Source organism: Streptomyces yatensis (assembly GCF_018069625.1).
Taxonomy (GTDB): domain Bacteria; phylum Actinomycetota; class Actinomycetes; order Streptomycetales; family Streptomycetaceae; genus Streptomyces; species Streptomyces yatensis.
Window position 1 is genome coordinate 570,374 of the sequence record NZ_CP072941.1, and the last position, 22,809, is coordinate 593,182.

Annotated in this window: 21 protein-coding genes; 13 read left to right on the forward strand and 8 right to left on the reverse strand. The window is 71.3% G+C overall.

Annotated elements, in window-relative coordinates; all coding sequences use genetic code 11:
* Positions 1–170: 170 nt before the first annotated feature.
* Together J8403_RS02400 and J8403_RS02405 are read right to left on the reverse strand one after the other, a co-directional pair.
* Positions 171–905, reverse strand: a complete 735-nt coding sequence (locus tag J8403_RS02400; protein ID WP_211121607.1) for a TrmB family transcriptional regulator sugar-binding domain-containing protein — start codon at positions 903–905, stop codon at positions 171–173.
* A gap of 557 nt (positions 906–1,462) precedes the next feature.
* A complete protein-coding gene (locus J8403_RS02405) occupies positions 1,463–2,095 on the reverse strand; it encodes an HAD family acid phosphatase (RefSeq protein ID WP_211121608.1) in 633 nt (210 codons plus the stop codon).
* A 421-nt stretch (positions 2,096–2,516) separates the two neighbouring features.
* On the opposite strand from J8403_RS02405, the gene J8403_RS02410 reads away from it, so the two are divergent.
* Both J8403_RS02410 and J8403_RS02415 read left to right on the forward strand, forming a co-directional pair.
* Positions 2,517–2,690: a hypothetical protein gene (locus J8403_RS02410; protein WP_211121609.1), complete on the forward strand. Its 174-nt coding sequence runs from the start codon at positions 2,517–2,519 to the stop codon at positions 2,688–2,690.
* Positions 2,687–3,487 (forward strand): DUF427 domain-containing protein, encoded by an 801-nt coding sequence (locus J8403_RS02415; RefSeq protein WP_211121610.1) that lies wholly within the window; start codon positions 2,687–2,689, stop codon positions 3,485–3,487. Before J8403_RS02410 ends, J8403_RS02415 begins: the two co-directional genes overlap by 4 nt.
* A 74-nt stretch (positions 3,488–3,561) precedes the next feature.
* Here J8403_RS02415 and J8403_RS02420 read toward each other — a convergent pair whose 3' ends face one another.
* Together J8403_RS02420 and J8403_RS02425 are read right to left on the reverse strand one after the other, a co-directional pair.
* Positions 3,562–5,136, reverse strand: a complete 1,575-nt coding sequence (locus J8403_RS02420; protein ID WP_211121611.1) for an AbgT family transporter — start codon at positions 5,134–5,136, stop codon at positions 3,562–3,564.
* Positions 5,136–6,437, reverse strand: a complete 1,302-nt coding sequence (locus J8403_RS02425; RefSeq protein ID WP_211121612.1) for a metal-dependent hydrolase family protein — start codon at positions 6,435–6,437, stop codon at positions 5,136–5,138. The genes J8403_RS02420 and J8403_RS02425 overlap by 1 nt, the downstream gene beginning before the upstream one ends.
* 124 nt (positions 6,438–6,561) lie before the next feature.
* Between J8403_RS02425 and J8403_RS02430 the strand changes: the two genes are divergently transcribed.
* The 5 genes from J8403_RS02430 (at position 6,562) to J8403_RS02450 (ending at position 11,304) form a co-directional block, all read left to right on the forward strand.
* Positions 6,562–7,623 (forward strand): Lrp/AsnC family transcriptional regulator, encoded by a 1,062-nt coding sequence (locus J8403_RS02430; RefSeq protein WP_211121613.1) that lies wholly within the window; start codon positions 6,562–6,564, stop codon positions 7,621–7,623.
* Between the two features lie 152 nt (positions 7,624–7,775).
* On the forward strand, positions 7,776–9,050 hold the full coding sequence (locus J8403_RS02435) for an O-antigen ligase family protein (protein WP_211121614.1): 1,275 nt from the start codon (positions 7,776–7,778) through the stop codon (positions 9,048–9,050).
* Positions 9,051–9,220: 170 nt separating this feature from the next.
* A complete protein-coding gene (locus J8403_RS02440) occupies positions 9,221–9,667 on the forward strand; it encodes a cupin domain-containing protein (protein WP_211121615.1) in 447 nt (148 codons plus the stop codon).
* Between the two features lie 65 nt (positions 9,668–9,732).
* Entirely contained in the window at positions 9,733–10,359 is a 627-nt protein-coding gene (locus J8403_RS02445; protein ID WP_211121616.1) for a LysE family translocator, read from the forward strand.
* Positions 10,360–10,503: 144 nt separating this feature from the next.
* A complete protein-coding gene (locus tag J8403_RS02450) occupies positions 10,504–11,304 on the forward strand; it encodes an alpha/beta fold hydrolase (protein ID WP_211121617.1) in 801 nt (266 codons plus the stop codon).
* Here J8403_RS02450 and J8403_RS02455 read toward each other — a convergent pair.
* Genes J8403_RS02455 through J8403_RS02465 form a run of 3 tightly spaced genes read right to left on the reverse strand, consistent with a single transcriptional unit; the run spans position 11,273 to position 15,978 of the window.
* The gene (locus J8403_RS02455) at positions 11,273–12,790 is read right to left on the reverse strand and encodes an AMP-binding protein (RefSeq protein ID WP_211121618.1); all 1,518 of its coding nucleotides are present in this window, start codon (positions 12,788–12,790) and stop codon (positions 11,273–11,275) included. The genes J8403_RS02450 and J8403_RS02455 overlap by 32 nt on opposite strands.
* Positions 12,787–15,087 carry a CaiB/BaiF CoA-transferase family protein gene (locus tag J8403_RS02460; RefSeq protein WP_211121619.1) on the reverse strand — a complete coding sequence of 767 codons (2,301 nt, stop codon included), beginning with the start codon at positions 15,085–15,087 and terminating at the stop codon, positions 12,787–12,789. Before J8403_RS02460 ends, J8403_RS02455 begins: the two co-directional genes overlap by 4 nt.
* An 18-nt stretch (positions 15,088–15,105) precedes the next feature.
* Positions 15,106–15,978 (reverse strand): alpha/beta fold hydrolase, encoded by an 873-nt coding sequence (locus tag J8403_RS02465; protein WP_211121620.1) that lies wholly within the window; start codon positions 15,976–15,978, stop codon positions 15,106–15,108.
* Between the two features lie 161 nt (positions 15,979–16,139).
* On the opposite strand from J8403_RS02465, the gene J8403_RS02470 reads away from it, so the two are divergent.
* Entirely contained in the window at positions 16,140–16,616 is a 477-nt protein-coding gene (locus tag J8403_RS02470) for an FAS1-like dehydratase domain-containing protein (protein WP_211121621.1), read from the forward strand.
* Positions 16,613–17,011, forward strand: a complete 399-nt coding sequence (locus J8403_RS02475; RefSeq protein ID WP_211121622.1) for a hotdog family protein — start codon at positions 16,613–16,615, stop codon at positions 17,009–17,011. Before J8403_RS02470 ends, J8403_RS02475 begins: the two co-directional genes overlap by 4 nt.
* A 92-nt stretch (positions 17,012–17,103) precedes the next feature.
* On the opposite strand, the gene J8403_RS02480 is transcribed toward J8403_RS02475, so the two are convergent.
* The gene (locus J8403_RS02480; protein WP_211121623.1) at positions 17,104–18,057 is read right to left on the reverse strand and encodes a quinone oxidoreductase family protein; all 954 of its coding nucleotides are present in this window, start codon (positions 18,055–18,057) and stop codon (positions 17,104–17,106) included.
* 245 nt (positions 18,058–18,302) lie between these two features.
* Here J8403_RS02480 and J8403_RS02485 point away from each other — a divergent pair, with 245 nt between their 5' ends.
* The 4 genes from J8403_RS02485 to J8403_RS02500 all read left to right on the forward strand — a co-directional run bounded on the left by J8403_RS02485 (position 18,303) and on the right by J8403_RS02500 (position 22,809).
* Entirely contained in the window at positions 18,303–19,520 is a 1,218-nt protein-coding gene (locus J8403_RS02485) for a Rieske 2Fe-2S domain-containing protein (protein WP_211121624.1), read from the forward strand.
* Between the two features lie 114 nt (positions 19,521–19,634).
* Positions 19,635–20,972: a M20 family metallopeptidase gene (locus J8403_RS02490; RefSeq protein WP_211121625.1), complete on the forward strand. Its 1,338-nt coding sequence runs from the start codon at positions 19,635–19,637 to the stop codon at positions 20,970–20,972.
* Positions 20,969–21,949, forward strand: coding sequence for a DODA-type extradiol aromatic ring-opening family dioxygenase (locus tag J8403_RS02495; protein WP_211121626.1), 981 nt, complete (start codon positions 20,969–20,971; stop codon positions 21,947–21,949). Before J8403_RS02490 ends, J8403_RS02495 begins: the two co-directional genes overlap by 4 nt.
* Positions 21,946–22,809 (forward strand): alpha/beta fold hydrolase, encoded by an 864-nt coding sequence (locus J8403_RS02500; protein WP_211121627.1) that lies wholly within the window; start codon positions 21,946–21,948, stop codon positions 22,807–22,809. Before J8403_RS02495 ends, J8403_RS02500 begins: the two co-directional genes overlap by 4 nt.

Sequence of the window (22,809 nt, forward strand, 5' to 3'; positions counted from 1 at the left end):
ACCGGATGTCATTCCTCGCAGGGAGCGGATCGGGAAATGCATGAGAGGCTGGGAAGTTCCTACATTCGCCGCTCATTCCCCTGCAAGGCCCATACAACAAGTTGCCAGACGGTGCGGGGGAGTTCAGGAGGGCCGACTCTTCCTGACAGGTTCTGACCGCTGCCGTGGGATTACGCGGGCTGCGAGTCCTCATCATCGACGGGGTCCACATAGGGCAGCAGACCGAGCTCCACCGCGCGGGCGCCGGCCTGAAATCGTGAATTCGCACCGAGTTCACGGGTGATTTCGGCTACGTTCCTTCGGTAGGTGCGGACCGACATACCGATTTCCCGTGCCGCGGCTTCGTCCGTACGCCCCGAACTCAGCGCCATCAGAATCCGCCGGGCCATGACGCTGCGGGTCCGGACGCTGAGGCGGCGGTGGTCCTCGAGCGCCGCGCTGCCGTTCCAGGAGATCGTGAACAGGGTGCGCAGATTGCGCAGCACGGCCGGCGCCCGCACCAGTACCGCCTCGCGCGAGATTTCGTCCGAACCGGTCCACACCACGCTCACCGAGCCGTCGGCGAGCACCATTCCGTGCAGCGGCTCCCCGATGAGTCTGACGTCGACTCCGGACGCGTACCTCTCCAGGCACTTCAGGAGGTACCGCTCGTCCATCAGCCCCACCCGCCCCAGCAGGCGCACGTCGACCCCTCGGGCGACGGCCCTGCCCAGCAGCGCGACAAGCCTGGCGGCCCGCTGGTCGTCGCCGCCGGTGAACACGACGGACAGGCTCTGTTGCGCCGACTCGATGATGTCCTCGGCGGCGTCCACGCCCTCCTCCGGCTCCATCTCGGTCAGGAGCCGTTCTTCGCTGCGATGGCGGTCGACGGCCGTCTTGACCAGCCGGCCGGCCTCCAGGAGCATGCGCTCGATCTCTCCGCTGAAGACCGCGCCCCGCGGTCTTAACGGTGTGATATCCGGGTCTGGTTCGGGATCCGGACCGGTGGAATTCTTGGCGATGATGAACGCGTCATTGCAAGAGCTTGGCACAGCTCCCCCTGAAGCCTGGGATTACGTCCTGAACCCGGCGTTGTTGCCGAAAGGAAGGGTTGCGACTCATGAGTACGCCATGGGATCAAGGCAGTTCAGGGAGAACAGGGAGATCGCTTTTCGACCACACCGTCCGCGCTCGGAACGTGGCACGCACTTTCCATGGGCACCTCATCCCCTGCGAGCAAAGACGCAACGATCTTACCTTGACCGACCATGGCGTTGGACTATACCCATCCGCTACCAGCACGGGGAATGGTTGAATCCCTAAAGACAATGGGGGAAACCTCATTGTAGAGTGCGGATTCTCGCCTCCAGGCAACCGGAAACCCGTATCCGGCATCGTCCTCGGGGGAAACCGGAAGCATGGCTACCGGTGGACGGGCTCCGGCGGCCCTCTGCGGGGAACCGCCGGAACCCACTATTCCGATTCAGGACAACTGACCGTCGTAGTCAGGCAGTTTGAACGTGCGCTCGGCATGTCCCCCGACAAGATCGCTCTGATTGTTTCCGATGTTGGCGATGATGGTGTAGCCCAGGGACTCGATCTCCGCCCGCTTGGCCGTCTTGTACTCGGTCGGGTCACCGAAGATGTCACCCAGCGACCGCTGGTACAGGCCGGTGATCGGGTAGCCGACGTGCACCAGGTTGCCCCGGGTCACCTGCTCGAGGACATCCGGGCGCGCGGTGATGAAGAAGATGCCCACGCCACGCTCGTTCGCGTAGCGGGTGAGCTCCAGGACCCGCTCGACGGCGGGAGTCGGCGGGAACAGCTGGAAGTACGTCTCCAGCGAGGTGTTGTCCACGTCGAGGACGATCGCCTGCTTCTGTCCCCCGCCGTTCTGGATGCGCTCCTGTATGTAGGGAAGCGCCTGGTCCATCACCTTGTCGACGTCGTTCTTCCACGTCTGGTAATCGACTGCCGCGGCGGTGCTGGGGGCCGCTGCCGCGGTACGCGCCCGATCCGCCCCGAGGGCCTGCGCGTCCACCGTCCCCGCCAGCCCCAGTACCGCGGCCGTGGCGACAACCGCGCCCACCCGCGCCTTGCGTAAAGCCGCTCTCATGGTCACTTCCTCCGTTGCGTCAGCCGTGGCCGGTGGCCACGATTCGGCTCGAAGCTAAGGCCGCCGCCGATGCTTCTGCGAGCCCCTGGCCGCAACCGGAGCGAGCCACTTCGACCGCATACACCGGCCGTGGACGCAACCGCATGCTTCTCGCCGGACCGGCCGAAATCATGGCAAGTAACTGCCACCGGGCATGAGCCGTGGAGGTGGGATTAGGGTGGAAGTGTCATGGCGCGGATGTCCGTCACAGGCCGATGAACGGATCGAAGCAATGCCCAGAGCGACCAAGACACCATCTCCCACCAGCGCAGACTCCCGGGCACCGGCTCCGGCCGCGAGGAGAGGATCCCATGGGCCCCGCGCCGCGGCCGACCGCGTCTGCTCGCGTCATTCGGTCACCGTATTCTTCGGGGGGCGGCGGGTGGAACTTCCGTCGGAGGAACAGCTCTGTTTTCTCGCGGGGGTCGGCCTTCTCGCCGCGGTCGAGGTCATCGAATGGCCGGTCGCGGCGGCGATAGCGATCGGGCACGGGCTCGCCCACAGCCAGCACGGCAAGGCGCTGCGCGAGTTCGGAGAGGCCCTGGAAGAGGCATGACCGAGTATTCACCGGACTACCCCGCGATGATCGTTCCGGTCGGGCAGGTGGAGCCCGTACCTCGCCGCATTCGCGGCTACGCCGCAGGCCGCCTCGTCTTCGACACCGTGCGGGCGCGCTATGTGTGGCTCTGGCCGGGCTATCCGCAGTACTGCGTGCCCCGCGACGACATCGCCGAGGGAGCGCTGGTCGACGAGGGCCGGAACCTGACGCTGAAGGTCGGCGGAGCGCGCCGCCAGACCCTCCAACTGGGCTCGCTCACCCGCCCCGGCGCGGCCTGGGAGTGGGCCGAGGACGCGCCCTCCGGCATCGTCGGCCACGTCAGCTTCCGCTGGGAGGCCATCGACGCCTGGTTCGAGGAGGACGAGCAGGTGTTCGTCCACCCCAGGAGTCCCTACACCCGGGTCGACGCGATCCGGTCGGGCCGCGGTGTCCGCGTCGAACTGGACGGCACCGTGCTGGCCGACGCCCCGAACTCGGTGATGGTGGTGGAGACGGGGCTCCCGACGCGCTACTACCTGGACCGGGTGTATCTCGACTGGACGCGCATGGAGCCCACCGACACCGTCACCAGCTGTCCGTACAAAGGGACGACGAGCGGCTACTGGGCCGTGCGGACCGACACGGCCACCTACCCGGACCTCGCCTGGGCATACGACTTCCCGACCCGGCAGGTCTCCCCCGTCGCGGGGCTGGTCGCCTTCTACAACGAGAAGGTCGACCTCTTCCTGGACGGCCGGCCGCTTCCCCGCCCCGCCCCGGTCAACAGGGTGACCTGGGAGAACGAACACCGCTAGGCGGCAACACCCGATCACACGGTGGTGCCGTCCCCACGGGCAGGGGGACGGCACCACCGTGTGATCGGGGAGCGTCATTTGACGCCGATACGCGCTCCGGGGCCGAGCGGCAGGTCCAGGCCGTAGAAGATGCCGAGGATCGCCAGCCACACCACCAGGAACGGCACCACGAAGATGGCGAGCCGGGAGATGAGGGTTCCCAGCCGGGCTTCCGGTTCGTATTCGCGGACCATCGCCAGGATGAGGAGGAGATACGGGTTCATCGGGGTGATGGCGCCGGTCGCCGAGTCACCGATGCGGAACGCCGCCTGGCTGAGCGCCGGGCTCATGCCCATCAGCATGAACGCCGGGATGAACACGGGACCGACCAGGGACCACAGGGCGGATCCGGAGAGGATCACCAGGTTGAGGCACGAGGCCAGCAGGACGAAGGCGATGATCGCCCAAAAGCCGGTCACCCCGATGGCGTTGAACAGCGCGGCGGCCTTCACCGCCAGCAGCACTCCGAGGTTGGACCAGGTGAAGAGCGCGATGACCTGGGCGGCGAAGAACATCATCACGATGTACCCGGACATGTTCTTCACCGAGTCGGTCATGGCGGTGACCACGTCCTCGGTGCCGGTGAGCTTCCTGACCGTGAAGCCGTAGGTGAGCCCGGCGATCAGGAAGGCCCCGAAGAGGACCGGGACGACACCGCTGAGCACGGGCGAGGGCACGAAGGCACCGCCCTCTCCGCGCAGCGGGGCGCCCGGTGGCAGCCAGAGCGCGAGGACCGCCGCCAGATACAGGCCGACGACCGCGCAGGTGTACCCGAGCCCCTTGCGCTGCACCGGGGTGAGCGTCAGGTCCTCCCGCGGCGTCTCGCCACTCTCGGCCGCCTGGTAGGCGGGAAGGCGTGGTTCGAGGACGCGGCTGATGAGGAATCCGCCGAGCAGCCCCAGGACGACACTGCTGGCGGCGGTGAAGAAGTAGTTGATGAGCACATGGATATGAAGGCCCTCGGCGGCCGGGAGCACCGAGGCCGCCTGCTGGGTGATGCCCACGTACAGGGCGTCGAGCGAGCCGATGGTGAATCCGGCCGCGTAACCCGCGGTGACACAGGCGAAACCGCCGATGAGACCCGCCACGGGATGGCGCCCGGCGCTCTTGAACACCAGGGCCGCCAGCGGGGGCAGCACGATGGCGCCGACATCGCTCATCATGTGCGCCTGGCTGGCGATGACCGCCACCGCGTACGGCAGCACGGCGCGCGGCACCCGGGCCAGTGAGGCCCGCATCGCGGTCTCCAGCAGGCCGGTCTTCTCCGCGAGTCCGACCACCATCATCAGCACCAGGACGGCGCCGATCGGCGGGAAGGTGGCGAAGTTGGGGATCAGGTTCTCCAGCAGCCAGCGCAGCCCCTCACCGGTGAGCAGTCCGCCGATGTCCTTGGTGTCATCGGTGCCGGGGACGGTGACGGAGAGGCCGATGAGGGCGAGGACGGTGGAGAGAACGGCCAGCAGCACGAAGAGCCCGGCGAACAGCACGATGGGGTTGGGCAGGGCGTTGCCGGCCCGTTCGATGAAGGAGAGGACACGGTCGAGGCCGCCGCGCCGCTCCTTGTCCGGGGAGGTGCCCCCGGGTGCGGGCAATCCGGTCGCCGTCGGCATCAGGGCCGCCTTCCGGCCGGCGTGGCCGACGGCAGGAGGCCCTTGGTGTCCTTGCGGACATGGCCGTCCTGCACGACGCACACGACATTGGCGGGATCGCCGAGCACACCGATGTCCGCGAGCGGGTCCCCCTCGCAGACGATCAGGTCGGCGACGCGGCCGGGAGCCAGGGTGCCGAGCCGGTCGGCGACGCCGAGGAGTTCGGCGGCGGTCCGGGTGCCGGCCACGATGGCGTCCATGGGGTCCATGCCCAGGTCGACGAGGTAGCTGAGCTCCATCAGGTTCTGTCCGTGCGGGCAGACGGCGGCGTCGGTGCCGAGCGCGATCCGGGTCCCCTGCTCGATGGCGCGGGAGATGTTCTCCTTGGTGATGCCGGACCAGCGCACCTTCTTCTCGTAGTGATAGGGCTCCATGGTGGCCTTGTCGATGCCCGCGTAGACGGTGGACAGGGTCGGGACGACGAAGACGCCGCGCTCCCCCGCCATCTCCCGGGCCCGGTCGTCCAGGCCGTAGCCGTGCTCGATGCTGGTGACCCCGCCGCGGATGGCGTTGAGGATGCCCGCGTTCCCCTGGGCGTGCGCGGCCACCGGCTTGCCGCCGTGGCGCCGGCACTCGTCGACCACGGCGCGGATCTCCTCCTCCAGGAGCCCCTCGTCGTCCGGCTGGTCGTACGGGCTTCCCATGCCACCGGTGGCGCAGATCTTGACCAGGTCGGCGCCCGCGCGCAGCACCTTGCGCACGGCCAGGCGCGCCTCGTCCACGGTGTCGGCCAGCTCGGACATCTCACCGCCGCTGAGGTCGGTGCCGTCGGGCAGGCGCACATCGGCGTGGCCACCGGTGTGGCTGATGATGCGCACGGCGGTGTGCACCCGGGGGCCGGTGATCCGCCCGGTCGCGACGGCGGTGCGGTAACCAGTGGCCAGGCCGCCCAGGTCCCGGACGGTGGTGACGCCCGCGTCGAGGGTCTGCCGCAGCCGGGTGGCGGTGTCGTAGGTGACCAGGACCGGGTCGAGCTCACCGCGGCGGCCGGGCGGTGTCGCATGGGCGTAGGCGAGGTGGGTGTGGCAGTCGAAGAAACCCGGCAGCACGGTACGGCCGCCGGCGTCGATGACACGACCGGTGAAAGCGTCGCCGGAGGCCGGGGGCGCGGTCGCCGCCGGGCCCGCGTAGGTGATCGTTCCTTCGGCGTCCGCGATGACGACGGCGTCCGCGATCGGGCTGGCCCCAGTGCCGTCGATCAACGTGGCGTTCTCCACGCGCAGAGCGGTCCTGGTGGTCTCGGACGTGGTGGCATCCGTCATGAGCGAGATCTCACTCCTCGTTGAGGGAACTGGTGGGGAGGAGTGTCGATCCATCGCGTCTTTCGGGTGTTATCATGCAGCATTCCATCGAGATTCACATGCGATACGCAGAAAAGCGCCGCCCATGCAAACGCAGGATTACGCCGCGCCTGACCTCGACGAGTTGGATCGTGGCCTCGTGCACGCGCTGCAGATCCATCCCAGAGCCCCGTGGACACTTGTCGGTGATGTCCTGGCGGTGAACCCGGTGACGGCCGCACGACGCTGGCAGCGGCTCCAGGAGGCGGGGCTGGCGTGGGTGACCGCCTACCCGCAGCTGTCCGACTCCCGGGTCGTGGTGACCGGCATCGTCGAGGTCGACACCGAGCCCGGGGTCGGGGAGGACGTGGCCGAGGCCCTTGCGGCCGAACCCTCGGTGGCGAACGTCAAGCTCACGGCGGGAAGCCGGGATCTGGTGATCGCGCTGCAGGCTTCGGACCTGGGTGAGCTCGCCCAGCTCAGCACGCTCCTGTTCCGGGGCGCGCCAGGGGTGCGGGCGACACGTACGCATGTGACGACGGCGCTGCCCTCCGAGGGCAGCCGGTGGCGGCTTCGCGCTCTGGACGCCGCGCAGTGCGCCCGGCTCGAGGCGGCGCTCCCGCCGGTCGAGCCGCTCCCGCCGGGGATCACCGGCTGGGACCCCCTGGATGTGCGGCTCCTGGAGCTGCTGAGCGCCGACGGGCGCATGGCCATCAGCGACCTGGCGGAGCGCGCCGGGGCGCCCCTGACCACGGTCCGCCGAAGGCTGCGGGGTCTGCTCGGCTCACGGGTGTGCCTGCGCTGCGACCTCGCCCGGCCGCTGTCCGGGTGGCCGATGGCCGCGGTGTACTTCGCGTCCGTACCGGCCGAGCGGCTGGAGGAGACCAGCCGGGCGCTGGCCGGGGTGCGGGAGGTCCGGTCGTGTGCGATCACGGCGGGCCCGCACAACCTGGTGATCGACGTCTGGCTGCGCGCGGCCGGCGATGTGCACGCCTTCGAGGCGCATCTGTCCAGGCGGCTGCCGCAACTGACCATCGACGACCGCTCGGTGGTGCTGCGCACCGTCAAGCACATGGGCCGGCTGCTGGACCGAAACGGCCACAGCGTGGGCATCGTCCCGCTCCGTCCCTTCGCCACCCCGGCTCCCGGGAGCGCAACGGCCACCTGACACACGGGCGCCCGGCCCGCGTCGGCATCGGACCCGTCGGGCCGGTCGGGCCTGGTCCGGACCGGCCGAGGGCGCACCGGACGTGCAGGCGCTTTCCGCCGTTCGTGTGCGTGCCATCTGCCGGTACCTGCGGCCGGACACGCTGGGGCGCCATGGCACCTGTGCGCGCGACAGTCCAGGCCGTTCCGCTGGTGGCTACGGCCATCGTCATGCTCGACGCGGCCACCGACTTCTTCCCGGACGCCCCTCTGGTCGGCGTCATCACACCGGTGCGCCTCGCCGTACTGGCGGGGCTGGTCGCGACGGCGGTGACGGCGCCGCGGCTCGCCACGTTCCGCACCCGGCTCGACCCCGCGATCGCGCTGCTCCTCCTCGGCGCCGTCGCCACCACCCACGTCGGCGGGCACCCCGACGCGCCGCTGCGCGCCCTGATGACCGCCCTCGCCACCTTCTACCTGCTGGTCGGGATCCGGCGGGCACAGCCCGAGTCCTGGCGAGCGGTCGCGCTGCTCGCGCTGGCCGCCGTGGCGGCCGCGGCCACCTCGGCGTTCGCCCAGGTGACCAACGAGGTGCCGACCGGCTTCTGCCGCACCGGTCTCTTCACCGACGTCGACTGCGACAGCGGCGGGCCCGGGTCGATGATCCGCGCCACCGGCACCTTCGCCAACCCCAATCTGCTCGCCGCGTTCCTGGTGCTGCTCACCCCGGTCGCTCTGCTGACCGCGGTGACGGTTGCCGAGCGCACGGCCCGCGTCGCGGTCGTGAGCGTGGGCCTCATCGGCTACGGCGCGGTGCTGACCACCTTCTCCCGGGCGGGCTGTGTCGCGGCGGCCGCGGGCCTGCTGGTGCTCGGCGGCGCGTACTGGCTCGCCCCCCGCCTCGGCCGGTGGGGGGTGCGGACGCTGACGATCGTGGGGCTGGCCGGGCTGGTGGCCGTGACGGTGGCGCTGTGGGTGGTGTCGCGGGCCGGGGACGCGCTCGGCGTCCGGGGCCAGGCGTGGAAGGCGGCCATCGACCTCGCCGTGGACCATCCGCTCGGTGTCGGGCTGGGGCGGGCCGGGGACGCGGTTTCCGCCGCCGTACCCGGCGGCCGGACCTTCGTCCACGCCCACAACATGTGGCTGAACTGGCTGGCCGAAGCGGGCGTGGCCGGTCTGCTCGGCATGGTGCTGGTGACCGTGATCGCCGTCGCCACGGCGGTCCGCGCCGCCCGGGAGAAGTCCGTGGCCGGAGTCGTCGGGCTCGCCGCCCTGACGGGGTTCTTCCTCGCGGCCACGGTGGACCACCCGGCCAACCTGGACCGGATCGCCATGCTCTTCTGGCTGGTCCTCGGCCTCGTCATGGCCGAGGTCCCGGGCCGGTGGCGGGACTCCGGAACACCCGCGCAGACCCCGGCCCGACCGGGCCGCCGCGCGCGGCGCCGCTGAGGTCTGTTGGCGAAAGTCGATCTTGATGGCCGGTGGTCACGTGCCACGGGACGTGACCGTCGATGCCGTCGAGCCCCGGATTGTGGCGGCCGCGGACGCGGGGCAGAGTGGTCTCAGCACTGTCCGAACAAGGCAGCAGGCGCATGGCAGGGTTTACGGAGGTGTGGTGCATGTCCGAGAAGAACCCGGCGCAAGGGACCGCCGGCGAGAGCCCCGAGATCTCGTTGCCGCCCGAAGTCCAGTTGCTGCAGGACGTCACTCCGCCCTTCTTCCCCGAAGGTGGTTCGGGGATGACCATCCGGGTCGAGTGGCCTCCCGGTCACCCCGGGCTCCCTCCGCACCGCCACTCGGGGCCGTCGTTCGGCTATGTGATGGAGGGCGCGGTCCGGTTCGAGCTCGAGGGTGAGCCCGAGCGTGTGGTCGAGGCCGGTGGGACGTTCTGGGAGCCGGGTGGTGACGTGATCCACTACCAGGACGCCAACGCCCTGTCGGACGCGCCGACCACGTTCGTCGTGACCATGCTGTGCGCGCCGGGTCAGCCGATGCTCACGTTGGTCGACGAGGAGGAGCTGAAGGAGCGGGCGCACCTGCGGGCCCCGCGTCCCTCCCAAGGCTGACCCGCTCCGTCTCACTCCTCGAAATTTACTCGCTTCCGCCCCGTCCGGCCCCGACCATGACCCCCATGGTTGATGCCTCCTTGTACACGGCGTTCCTCCTCGCCGCGTTCGTCCTCTGCGTCACTCCCGGCCCCGACATGATGTTCATCGTGGCGATGGGCGGCCGGGGCGGCCCCGGCGCGGGGGTCATGGCGGCGTTCGGGGTGGCGTGCGCGATGTTCGTCCACGCGGTGGCCGCGGCGCTGGGGCTGTCGGCGCTGTTCGCGGCGCTGCCGACGCTCTATCACGTGCTGCGCTGGGCGGGAGTGTCGTATCTGCTGTACCTGGCCGTCAGGGCGTTCCGGGACCGCTCGCTGCCGGGCGAGGAGAGCGGGAGCGTCGGCCCGGGACACCGGCGTGCCTTCTGGCAGGGAGCCCTCATCAACCTGCTCAATCCCAAGGTGATTCTCTTCAACATCGCCTTCCTGCCTCAGTTCGTGAACCCGGAACTCGGCCATGTGCCGGGCCAGTTCATGATCCTGGGGGTCACCTTCGTGGTCATGGGCTTCTGCGTCGACGGATCGGTGGGCCTGCTCTCGGGGAAGCTCGCCGGACTGCTGCGCCGCAGCCGCCGGGCGGCGCGGGGGCTGAACGTCTTCAGCGGGACGGTGTTCACGGGGCTGGCGGTACGGCTGGCCGCCGCACCGAAGTAGGCCGCCCGGGGGCAGGCCGGGGCAGCGTCCCGTGGCCACCCCGCGCCACGGGTCCGGACAGCGGACCGTTCGCCTGGTCCCGCCCGCTCGGCGGCGACGAGAGTGGGCGGGCGGTTCGTGTCAATCGGAAGGCGGCTCACGGCGATGGCGAACACGGTGCGGCGGGGCTACGCGCCCAGTCCCTTCGGGCAGTTGCACTACGCGGAGTGCGGGTCCGGCGAGGCGGTGCTGCTGCTGCACCAGACGCCGCGTTCCTGGACCGAGTACGCCGAGGTGCTGCCCCTGGTGGGCCGGGCACACCGGGCCATCGCCATGGACACCGTGGGGTTCGGCGGCTCGGCCAGGCCCGAGGGGCCGCACTCGATCGAGCGGTTCGCCGACGGGGTGGAGGCGATGGCCGACGGACTCGGGCTGGACGCGTTCCACTTGGTGGGCCATCACACGGGCGGTGTGGTCGCGGTGGAGGTGGCCGCCCGGCTGGGCGACCGCGTCAGCAGTCTGCTGCTCTCGGCCACCGCCTTCGTCGACGAGGCCAAACGCGAGGCGGCGCCCGCGCGCCCGCCGGTCGACCATGTCGACCCCAAGCCGGACGGCTCGCATCTGGTGGAGCTGTGGAACCGCCGCCGCGGCTTCTACCGGGCGGGCGAGGAGGCCGCGCTGACCCGCTATGTGATCGACGCGCTGACCGTGCTGGACCGGGTGGAGGAGGGACACGAGGCGGTCTACCGGTACCGGATGGAGGAGCGGCTGGCGCACATCACGGCCCCGGTACTCGCCGTGTGCGCGCCGGAGGACCACTACTCGCTGCCCGCGCTGGAGAGGTTCGCGGCGGCGCTCGGCTGCGAGACCGCGATTCTGCCGGGCGGCCACGTACCGGCGCCCGAGCAGTTGCCCGGGGAGTTCGCCGACATCGTCACCGCATGGGTGGACCGGCCTCGCCCCTGACCCGGTCCCATGTGGTCCGCGTGACGCCACGCCGCCGCAGCGCCGCCTTGCGCACCTTGCCGGTCTCGGTGAGCGGCAGTTCGCGCAGGATGTCCACGTAGCGGGGGGCGGCGAACGGGGGCAGCTCGAGCTCGCAGTGGCGGATCAGGTCGGCCGGGTCGAGGGTGCTGCCCGCGCGGGGCAGCACGGCCACCATCACCTCGTCCTCCGCCAGCTCGGACGGCACCGGGAAGACGGCCGCGTCGGCCACCGCGGGATGGCCACGGACGACCGTCTCGACCTCGCAGGAGGAGATGTTCTCCCCGCGGCGGCGGATGACGTCCTTGATGCGGTCCACGAACCGGAACCAGCCGTCGGGCTCGCGCACCACACGGTCCCCCGTCCGCCGCCACGCGTCCGCCGGCTCCACCGGCTCGCCCAGGTAGCCGGTGGCGAAGGCGTACGGCCGGTGGCTGCGCACCAGCAGCTCACCCGGGGTGCCGTCGGGGACGGGGGTGAGCAGTTCGTCGACGACGCGGGCGTCGAAGCCGTCGCGCAGGGTGCCGATATAGCCGGGCCGCTGTTCCTCGGGGGTGGTGCCGATGACGAGGTTGGTCTCGGTGGAGCCGAATCCGTCGATCAGGGTGACGCCGAACCGCTCGCGGAACGGCTGCCAGGCGTGGGCCGGTGTCGCCGGGGAGAGTCCGCGTACGGCCCGGTGGGCACGGTCGTGCGTGCCCGGCGGCTGGGCCAGCAGCATCGGCACCATGGCGCCCAGCAGATAGACGACGGTGGCCCCGGCCCCGGCCGCCCCGGCCCAGTACCGGGAGGCCGAGAAGCGGGGGGCGAGGGTGTACGCCGCTCCCACGGTCATCGCCTGCGCCAGCGCGTTCAGGGCGTTGGTGTGGAACAGCGGGAGGCAGGTGTAGAGGACGTCGTCCGCGGTGAGGCGCAGCGCGCCGGAGACATTGCGCCCCCACCAGACGAACTGGGCGTGGGGGCAGCGGACTCCGCGGGAGGTTCCGGTGGTCCCGGAGGTGAAGAGGACGCACGCGGTGTCGCCCGGGCGGACGGGGGCCGCCGGCAGCGCGGGGCCGTGGCCCGGCCGGGGCACGTCGTCTCCTCCCGCGAGCCACAGCGTCCCCTGGTAGCCGGCCGCCCGCAGGCGCTCCGCCGTCTCCTCCTCCGCGAGCAGATGGGTGGGGCGGGCCTGGTCCAGGACGTTCCGCAGCCCGCTGCCGCGCAGCCCCGTGTTCAGCGGGACCAGCTCGGCGCCGAGCCAGGCGGCGCCGAGGAACAGGTCGACGAGTTCGACCCGGTTGCCCGTCATCGCCGCGATGCGGTCCCCCGGGCGGCAGCCCCGGGCCGCGAGGGCCCCCGCCATGGTGGCGGCGGCCTCTCGCGTCTGCCGGTAGGTGCGGAGGGTGTCCCCGATCCGCAGGAAGGGGCGGTCCCCGTGGTCCCGGGCCGCGGTGTGGAGCAGCCCGGGAATCGTCAGGGAGGTCACCGCAGCACCTCGCGCTCGCGCAGTTCGCGGATCCGCTCCGGTGGCAGCCCCGCGACCTCGCGCAGCACATCGTCGGTGTCGGCGCCGAGCACGGGTGCCGCCGTGCGGACGCCGCCCGGTGTGCGGGTGAGCCGGATGGGCGGCCCCTCGTGCAGGAAGGCCCCGGCCACCGGGTGTTCCGCGCGGACGTAGAAACCCCTGGCCCGCAGCTGCGGGTCCTGTTCGACGAGGTCGCGGCCGTCCTGCACCGCGCCCGCGGGTATGCCGTGCTCCTGGAGGAGTTCGGCGGCGGCGTCGGCCGGCAGGGTCCTGGCCCAGCCGGCGAGGGCGTCGTCGACCAGGTCGGCGTGGTGTGCGCGGTCGGCCGCGGTGCGGGTGCGCTCGTCGGTGGCGAGGCCGGGGCGCCCGATCGCCGTGCACAGCCGGGCCCATTCGGTGTCGTCGCGGACGCTGACGGCCAGCCAGCGGTCGGCGCCGAGACAGCGGTAGACGCCCTGCGGGCTCCACCGCGGATCGGTGTTCCCGGCGGGCTCGGCGGGGTTGAGCAGGCTGGTGCCCATATGGGAGGCGATCGCCTCGAGCTGGGACAGGTCGATGTGCTGTCCACGCCCGGTCTCCTCCCGGTGTTCCAGGGCGGCGGCGGTGGCGAGCGCGGCCTGCAGCCCGGCGACGATGTCGCCGTGGCCGTAGATCACCCCGACCACGTCCTCCGGGCCCCATCCGGTCAGGCCGGTGAGCCCCGAGGAGGCCGACACGGTGTCCGCGTAGGACACCCAGCCGCTGCGCGGGCCGCTGTGGCCCATGCCGGACATGCTGACGTACACCAGGCGGGGGTTGATCTCGCGGAGGGTGTCGTAGCCGAGGCCCAGTTTGGTCATGACGGTGGCGCTGAAGTTCTCCACCAGGACGTCGCAGGACGCGATGAGGTCGCGCAGTACGGCGATGCCGTCCTCGGTGCGGGTGTCCAGGGCCAGGCTGCGCTTGTTGCGGTTGACCTCGTTGAAGTAGCCGTTGGTGTTCGGATCGGTGTGCGGGCCGCGGGACAGATGCATGAAGGGCGCGAACCGGGTGGGGTCGGGACGGCCCAGCGACTCGACCTTGATGACATCGGCGCCGTGGTCGGCGAGCACCTTGGTGCAGTAGGGCCCGGCGAGCACCCAGGTCAGGTCCAGGACGCGGATGCCGTGCAGGGCGGGCCGCGCGGGTTCGGCGGGCGCCGCGGGCACCCGCGGGGCCGGCCGGTATTCCTCCAACAGCCGCTGGTCCGCGCCCCGTTCCGGGACGTCCAGCTCCTTGATCCGGTGGCCTTCCGGGAACGCGAAGGGGAAGCCCAGGTCGGTGCGGCCCCCGGCGCGGAGGAAGAAGTCACGGGCGGCGAGCTGCGGGTTGCCGGGCATCTCGTGCGGCAGGTCGACGGCCGCCCAGGGCAGCTTCCTGGACTGGGCGAGCTCGGCGAATTCGGCCTTCGGCCACCGGCCCGCGAAGTCCTGCACCACCTCGAAGACATGCTCCTGGTACTTCTTGCGCTCCACCGGATCCTGCCAGCGCGGCTCGGCGAGGTCGGCCTCGGCGCCCTCCTCGCGCAGCCAGACCAGGAGCGCGTCCCACATACGGGGGCTGCCGCCGAGGCCACCGCCCAGATAGCCGTCGGCGGCCCGGAACAGCCCGTGCGGCACCAGCGGATGCACCCGGCCGGGGCGCCCCGGCACCCGGTCCTCGTGCAGATAGGCGAGGGTGCCGGCCTCCAGGGCGGCGGCCGCGCACGCCTGGGCGGACACATCGGCGAGCTGGCCCGGCCCGGTGCGCCGCGCCCGCAGTCCCAGCAGCGCGGCGATCGCACCGTGCACACCGGCGAGCTGCTCCGCCTGGTTCTCCGGCAGGCGCAGCGGCGGGCCGTCCGGGTCGCCGACCTGCGCGAGCATGCCGCCGAGCGCGGCGACCACCAGATCGGTGCCCTGCCAGTGGCTGCGGGGACCCACGGTCCCGAACGGGGTGACGCGGACGTGGACGAGGTGGTCCAGGCCCGCGACGGCCTCCGGCGCACCGTCCGGTGTCCCGTCGAGGAGGACATCGGCGCCCTCCACCAGGCGCCGCAGTTCCGCCGGGGACGCGGGGGTCACGGACCGCTTACCGGCGTGCCAGTGGACGAACGCGTCGCCGTTCAGTTCCCGCCGGGTCGGATCCCCCTCCTCGGGCTCGACCAGGACGACCTCATAGCCGAGGCCGACCAGGAGCCGGCCCGCGAACCGGGTGAAGGGGCTGGACAGTTCGACGACGCGTACGGCCGGGTTGCTCACATCTCCTCCGGGGGATGCTCAGGCGTGCTGCTGGTTCAGGAAGCCGGTGACCGCCGTGTAGTAATCGTGCGGCCGCTCCTCCTGAAGGTGGTGGGAGACCTGGTCCATGACGTGCAGATTGCCCTTGGGGACCATGCGGGCGAGCATCAGCGGATAGTCGGGGGTGAGGAACGCGTCGTACATGCCCCAGATGAAGAGGGTGGGGGCCTGGATGGCGCCGAGCTCCGCGGTGAGGTCCTGCCAGTCGCCGCGGGGGTTGTCGGAGGCGCCGGCGAGGGCGGTCTCCTCCGGGTCGAGGCTCTGCTCGTAGCGCAGGGTGACGGTGTCGTCGGGAATGGCACCGGCGTCGTACCACTCCAGGCGGGCGATCAGCTCCCGCATCTTCTCCCAGGAGGGGCCGGTGCCGCCGTAGTACACATCACGGGCGTTGCGGCCGCGGCGGCCGCCCTCGGGCAGCGGGGCCAGCGGGCCGTGGAACACGGGCATGCTGCCGGTGATCGTCAGCGACCGGACCCGCTCGGGGTACTTCGCGGCCAGGTTCAGCGCGATGGTCCCGCCCCAGGAATTGCACACGAAGTCGGCGCGCTCGATGCCCAGGGTGTCGAGCAGGGCGACCGTCTTGGCGGCGTGGTAGTCCCACATGGGGCCCTCGATGACGGGCTTGGCCGACGTGCCGTACTGCAGGATGTCCACGAGGAAGCAGTGGCGGTCCTGGGCGAACAGCGGTGCCACCTGTCCGAAGTCGGACCAGCCCGTGCACCCGGGGCCGCCGCCGTGGAGGAAGACCGTCGGGCTGGTGCCCGCCGTGCCCAGCTCGATGTAGTGGTACGTGACGCCGTCCGCTTCCGCGTGGGCGCCCTCCGGCGGCTTCTGGATGTTCATGAGGTCCATGCCCCGATGGTGTGGTGCCGGTGATCTCCGCCCAAGCGGTCCGGTCCGCTGAGCGGGCCGGTCTCGTGGTGACCGCCTCCGGGCGGTGGCTAGCCTCCCGGTCCAGCGTGTCCGCGGTAGTCGTGCCGTGTCCGCGGTAGTCGTGCGCAGAAAGGCAGTACATGTCCGCGTGGGAAGTTGCCGAGGAACGGGCCAGGGCGGCGATCGGCCGCCCGGAACACCGGGACCTGGGGGTCGTACGGGCCGAGGACGCGGCGGAGTTCGCGCGCTCGGCCGGGGAGACCGGCCCGCAGCTGGTCGACCCCGGCCACCCGGACTTCACCGTCCACCCGATGTACCTGGTGAGCCTGTTGCGGGGCGCGGGAGGCGCCGGTCAGGACGAGTTCCGGCCGGACGGCATGTACCGCGACGAGGTCCCGGGCACCGACGGCCTGGATGTGCGGCTGATGGCGGGCGGTCAGGAGGTCCGGTTCACCGGCGAGGTGAGGGCGGGCGACCGGATCCGGGTCCGCCGGGTCCTCACGGATGTCGAACGCAAGGGCAGCGGAACGCCGTTCCTGCTGCTGACCGTGGAGAAGACGTACACGGCGGAGCGGGGCACGCTCGTCCGGGTGCGGGAGAGGTTCATCGTCCGATGAGGGTGCTCACGGGACAGCCCGTACCACCGGTGGAGTTCACCCCGGATGCCGTCACGCTGCTGCGGTTCGGGGCGGTCACCCGCAATGCCCATCGCATCCACTACGACACCGGGTTCGCGCGGTCCGAGGGGCTGGACGGCCCGGTCGTCATGGCGCAGCTGCACGGCTGTCTGATGCACCGGGCCGCCAGGAGCTTCGCGGGTCCGGGCGGACGGGTGCTGGAGGTCGGATGGCAGAACCGGGCCCCGGCCCTCGCCGGGGAGCGGCTCGTGGTGAGCGGCACGGTCGGCGAGGTCGATGCCGAGACGGGTCGGGTCACCCTGGAGCTGGTCGAGCACGGTGGGCAGGGTGATGTGGTGTGCTGCCGGGGCACGGCCGTGGTCCTGATGGGCTGACCGCGCCCCGCGTCGGGATGAGATCGCCTGGGCGGGATCATCCCCCGGGCGAGATCCGGGAGCATCCCTCGGGTGGGATCCGGGAGCATCCCTCAGCCGAGGTCGAGGACCACCTTGCCGATCGCCTCCCCGGACCGCAGGCGTGCCACGGCCTCCGTCAGGCCGTCGATGCGATGGTGCTCGATGGGCAGGGTGAGCTCCCCGGAGGTGAGGTCACCGAGCATCCGCTTGGTGTCGTCGGCCACCTCCTTGCCCCGGGTCATCAGGTTCACGGGCAGCAGCGACACATCGGCGAGGAGGAAGTCCGCCAAATCCACGGTGAACTCCCGGCCCGCGGTGTAGCCGACGAGGGCGACCCGGCCGCGGGGGCGCACCAGCGGCAGGGAGTCCCGCAGGACCGGCCCGCCCACGGTGTCGATGACGACGTCCACCGGGCCTCCGACCGCGTCGGTGGACAGGTCGGCGGCGAGCACCACCTTGGCGGGGGCCGGGACATGCGGCAGCTTGGCGGGGCGGCCCACCACGCCGATCACCTCGGCTCCGGCCCGGGCCGCGACCTGCACGGTGAGCGCGCCCACCGCACCGGCCGCCCCGGTCACCAGGACTCGCTCCCCGGGCTGGACGGCCGCCACGGCGTGCACCGAGGCCCACGCCGTCCCCGCGGGCGAGAAGTAGCAGCAGGCCATGGCGGGGTCCGTGCCCTCGGGCACGGCCTCCACGGCGGCGTCGGGGACCAGCGCGTGCTCGCTCCAGGCGCCGTCGCGGCGCATTCCGAGGGCCTTGCCGCGGAGGAGGACGAGGCTGCCCTCGGGGTGGACGTCGGAGGCGAGGACGGTGCCGCTGCCGGCGGTGCCGGGAATCGACGGCAGGTCGGGGAGGATGCCGAACTGGCCGTCGACGACGTTCAGATCGAGGTGGCTGACGGCGGCCGACTTCATCCGCACCAGGGTGTGGCCGGGCCGTGGCTCGGGGACCGGCCGCTCGACGAGCCGCGGCAGGGTGCCGAACTCCTCCAGCACCAGGGATTGTGACGTCGGGTGGCTCACGTTTTCGCTCCGTATCCACGGACTCACGGCCGTGTTCGGTGGTGGCGGACCCCGCGCACGCTAGACCGCCCCCCGCCGTCCGCGCACCGGGACGGGTCCGCTCAGCGGGACGTACCGCCGCGGCCGCAGTCCCGTCCCCCGCCGGGGAGGGAGCGGTCTGCTCAGCGGACCGGATCCCTTGGGCGGATCCGCGCCGCGCCGGATGCTCGGGTCCACCGAAAACCGGCAGCAGGAGGACACGCACGATGACGGTCGAGGACTCTCCCGACACGGCCACCCCCGTCCGGAGCCGCCGCAGAAAACCCGCCGAGCCCGGCCGCCAGGACTGGTCGTCCTGGCCCCATTACGACGGTGCGGCAGCGGGCTTCCGCGGCTACTGGTATCCGGTCACCTGGTCCAGCCAGGTCACGGGGAAGCCGCTGCCGTTCACCATCTGCGGCGAGCGGATCGCGCTGATCCGCGACAACGGCACGGCCTACGCCCTGCACAACCGGTGCCCGCACCGCGGTGTGCCGCTGTCCGAGGGCAACCAGCAGTTCCCGGGCACGGTCAGCTGCCCGTACCACGGCTGGACCTTCGACCTGCCCACCGGGCGGCTCTCCGCGGTCATCACCGACGGCCCGGGGTGCCGGCTCACCGGCAAGCTGGGCGTGCGCACCTACCCGGTCGAGGAGCGCCTCGGCATGGTGTGGGTGTACATCCCGATCGCCGACGAGGAGCCGCACCCGATCGACTCCCAGCTTCCGGAGGAGCTCGTCTCCAACGCCTTCGTGATGGGCGGACGGATCGAGCCGCGCGGTGGCAACTGGCGGTTCGCCTGCGAGAACGGCTTCGACGAGGGCCACGCCAAGTATCTGCACCGCACGGCCCTGTGGCGGCTGTTCAAGCCCATGCCGACCTGGAACATCACCCGGATCGTGCCGCGCGGCCGGTGGATCTTCCGGGTCCAGGACGAGGTCCACTGGGACGCCGAGTTCCCGGGGGTGGGCCGCTGGTCCAACAAGCGGTGGTGGAAGATGCAGCCGCCCAAGGAGACCTTCAACATCGGCAACACCGGCAAGGCCGACAGCGTCGATCCGACGATCGAGGCGCAGGACTTCCCCGGGTTCGCCTCCCTGTCGATGCCGGGCGTGCTGCGCATCGCCTACCCCAAGTTCATCCACTACGAGTTCTACGTCCCGGTGGACGAGAACAACCACCGCTATGTCGGTGTGATGGTCAACTTCACCGAGGGCTGGGACACCCTGCGCTTCTACGCCAAGTACCTCGGCGCGATCCGCTGGCTGTTCCACGGCCAGTTCTCCGGCCAGGACGCGTGGATGGTCGATGTCACCGACGCCCCGCCGGAGAAGCTCTACCGGCCCGATATCTCGCTCACCGCCTGGCGGAATCTGAGCGAGGAGGAGTACGGCAAGAAGCTGGCCGCGGTCGACGGTGCGCCCGCACCCGAAGAGAAGGCATGACATGTTCCGTAAGCTGTTCACCCTGCTGCTGGGCGCCGCGATCGCCGTCGGGATCCCGCTGGCCGCAAAGCGCATCGCGCGGACCACGATGACCCAGGTCCACAGGATCAACCAGTGACCGCCGACGGCCTGGCGGGACTGGATGACCGGCGGCGCTCCTGGGCCCTGGACGCCGCCCGCCACATCAGCGCCGACCGGCTCCGCGAGCTGATCACGGGCCTGGTGAACATTCCCAGCCCCACCGGCGACGAGGGCCCGCTGGCCACCCATATCGCCGACACCCTGCGCGCCACCGGCTGCCACGCGGCCGTCCAGCCCCTCGACGACCGCCAGGCCAACGCCTGGGGGCGGCTGACCGGCGACGGCACCGGCCCCGACCTCATGCTGTACGCCCCCATCGACACCCTGACGGTGGGCGAGGAGAGCGAGGACGTGCCGTGGATCGGCCCGGAGCTGCGCGAGGACATGCGCCCCGCGGCCACCGTCTACGACGACCTGGTCACCGGGCTCGGCGCCTCCAACCCCAAGGGCCACGCGGCGTGCGTGATGATGGCCGTCGAGGCGATCTCGCTGGCCGGTGTCCCGCTCACCGGTGACCTGGTCGCGGCGTTCGGCGCGGGCGGGATGCCCACCAACGCCCGGCCCGTGGGCACGCGTCTCAACACCGGCCAGGGCGCCGGGTGTTCGTTCCTTCTGGAGCAGGGCGTGTGGACCGACTACGCGGTCATCGCCAAGCCCGGCTGGACCGTCTCCTGGGACGAGGTCGGACTGGTCTGGTTCGAGGTGACGGTCGGCGGCATCCACACCTACGCGGGCTCCCGCCACCGGCTCCCGTACGACAACGCCATCGCCCGCGCCGGGGAGGTGGCCGCGTACCTGGAGAAGTGGTTCGAGGAGTACGCCGAGCGGCACACCTCGGGCACGGTGGCGCCGCAGGGCATCGTCTCCTCCATCCGCGGCGGCTGGCCGCGGATGGCGGCGGTCACCCCCGCCGTGTGCACCCTCATGGTGGACCTGCGGATCAGCCCGGACATCACACCGATGCGGGCCAAGCGCGAGTTCATGGACGCGCTGGCCGCGCTGCGGGCCGCCTCGCCCGGACTCGACGTCCGGGCGGAGATGGTGCTGGCGATCCCCGGCACCCGCACCCCGCGCGAGTCGTGGATCCACCGCAGCGCCACGGCCGCCTGGGAGGCGCTGGAGGGGCGCGAGCACGAGGTGATCCCCGGGAACAGCGGCGCCACCGACGCCAACATCCTGCGCGGCCGCGGCATCCCCACGGTGCGGGTCGGCATGCCCAAGGTGGCGGAGGCGCCGTTCGAGATCGATTTCGCCCGCGGCATGAACACGGTGTCGCTCCGGGCCATGGAGAAGCTCACGCGCCATCTGATCCGCACGGCCGTGGACACCGTCACCCGGTCCCGCGACGAGCTGGAAGGAGCAGGGGCATGACCGAGATCGTCCTGGGGGTCGGGGCGTCGCACAGCACGCTGATGAACACCCACTGGGAGGAGACGTACCACAAGGACCGCGCCGAGCGGTTCCGGGACGCCCTCGGCCGGGCGCGGGACGCGCTGGCCGCGGCCCGCCCCGACACGGTGATCCTGGTCGGCTCCAACCACTTCCGGGGGTTCTGGCTCGACCTGATCCCCAGCTTCACCATCGGGGTGGACGAGTGCGTCGCCAGCGGCGAGTCCGGCACCCCCAAGGGCCCGCAGCCGGTGGACCGGGAGCTGGCCCTCTACCTCGCGGGCTCGCTCGTGGAGCGGTCCGGTTTCGACGTGGCGTTCTCCGCCCGGCTGCAGATCGACCACGGCCAGTCGCACGCCGTCCAGTATCTGCTCGACGGGCTCGACGTCGACCTCGTACCGCTCGTGGTGAACGTCTTCGCGCCGCCGCTGCCCACTCTGGAGCGCTGCGAACAGCTGGGCCGGGCGCTCCGGGAGGCGGTCCTGGCGTTCCCCGGCGACCGCCGGGTGGCCGTCATCGGCTCCGGCGGGCTGTCCCACCGGCTGCCCTGGCCGGACTGGCGCGACCCGAACGGCGAGGACGAGGAGTTCATGGTCGGGGCCTGGCTCAACGGCCGGGAGAACTGGCAGGACTACGACGTACGCCGCCGCGAGATCATCCGGGCCGCCGAGGCATCGCTCAACCCGGAGTTCGACGAAGAGATCCTGTCCTGGATGGAACGGGGACAGGCGCACCGCCTCACCGAGTACACCACCGCGGAACTGGAGAAGGTGGCCGGCAACGGCGCCCAGGAGCTGCGCACCTGGCTGCTGATGTCCGCGCTGCTCGATCACGTCCCGGGCCGGCGCCTGGCCTATGAACCGATGCCCGAGTGGCTCACCGGCATGGGGGTCGCCGTCCTCGACCCCGCACAGGCCCCCGCACAGACCCCCGCGCAGACCAGCGAAAGGCAGTCATGAGCATCTGGAACGAGCTGTCGGGCATCGACTACCGGCACGCCTACGTCGACACCGGCGACTTCAAGACCCGCGCCCTGCAGGCCGGCCCCGAGGACGGCGAGCATGTGGTGTTCCTGCACGGGACGACCGGCCACCTGGAGGCGTTCGTACGGAACATCCCGGCGCACGCCGAGCGCTACCGCTGCCACTCCATCGACATGCTGGGCCACGGCTACACCGGCAAGCCCGACCGCCCGGCCGAGATCCCCCTGTACGTCGAGCACCTGATGGCCTATCTGGACGCCGTCGGCGCCGAGCGCGCCCATCTGGTCGGCGAGTCGCTGGGCGGCTGGGTGGGGTCGTGGGCCGCGAGCGAGCACCCGGAACGGGTCGCCTCCCTCCAGCTGCTGTGCATGGGCGGCACGAAGATCAATCCGGCGATCATGGAGCGGCTGAAGACGTCCACCAGCGACGCGGCCCTCAAGGACGACATCTCCTTCACCCGGGAGCGGCTGCGGCTGCTGTGGGCCCACTGGGACGAGGACCTGGGCGAGGAGCTGACCCGGATCCGCTACGACATCTACCACCACCCCGACTTCCAGCGGAACCTGCACAATCTGCTGGCGCTCCAGGAGCCGGAGGCCCGCGAGCGCAATCTGCTGCGGCCCGACCGCATGGGCCGGATCAAGGCGCCGACCCTGGTGGTGTGGGGCAACAAGAACCCGCTCGGCGACGTGCCGGAGGCCGAGGCCATCGCGGCCGCGATCCCCGGGGCGCGGCTGGAGGTGTTCAACGAGTGCGGCCACTGGCCGCAGCACGAGAAGGCCGATCTGTACAACCCGCTCAGCCTGGAGTTCCTCGCCGCGTCCTCGGCCACCTGA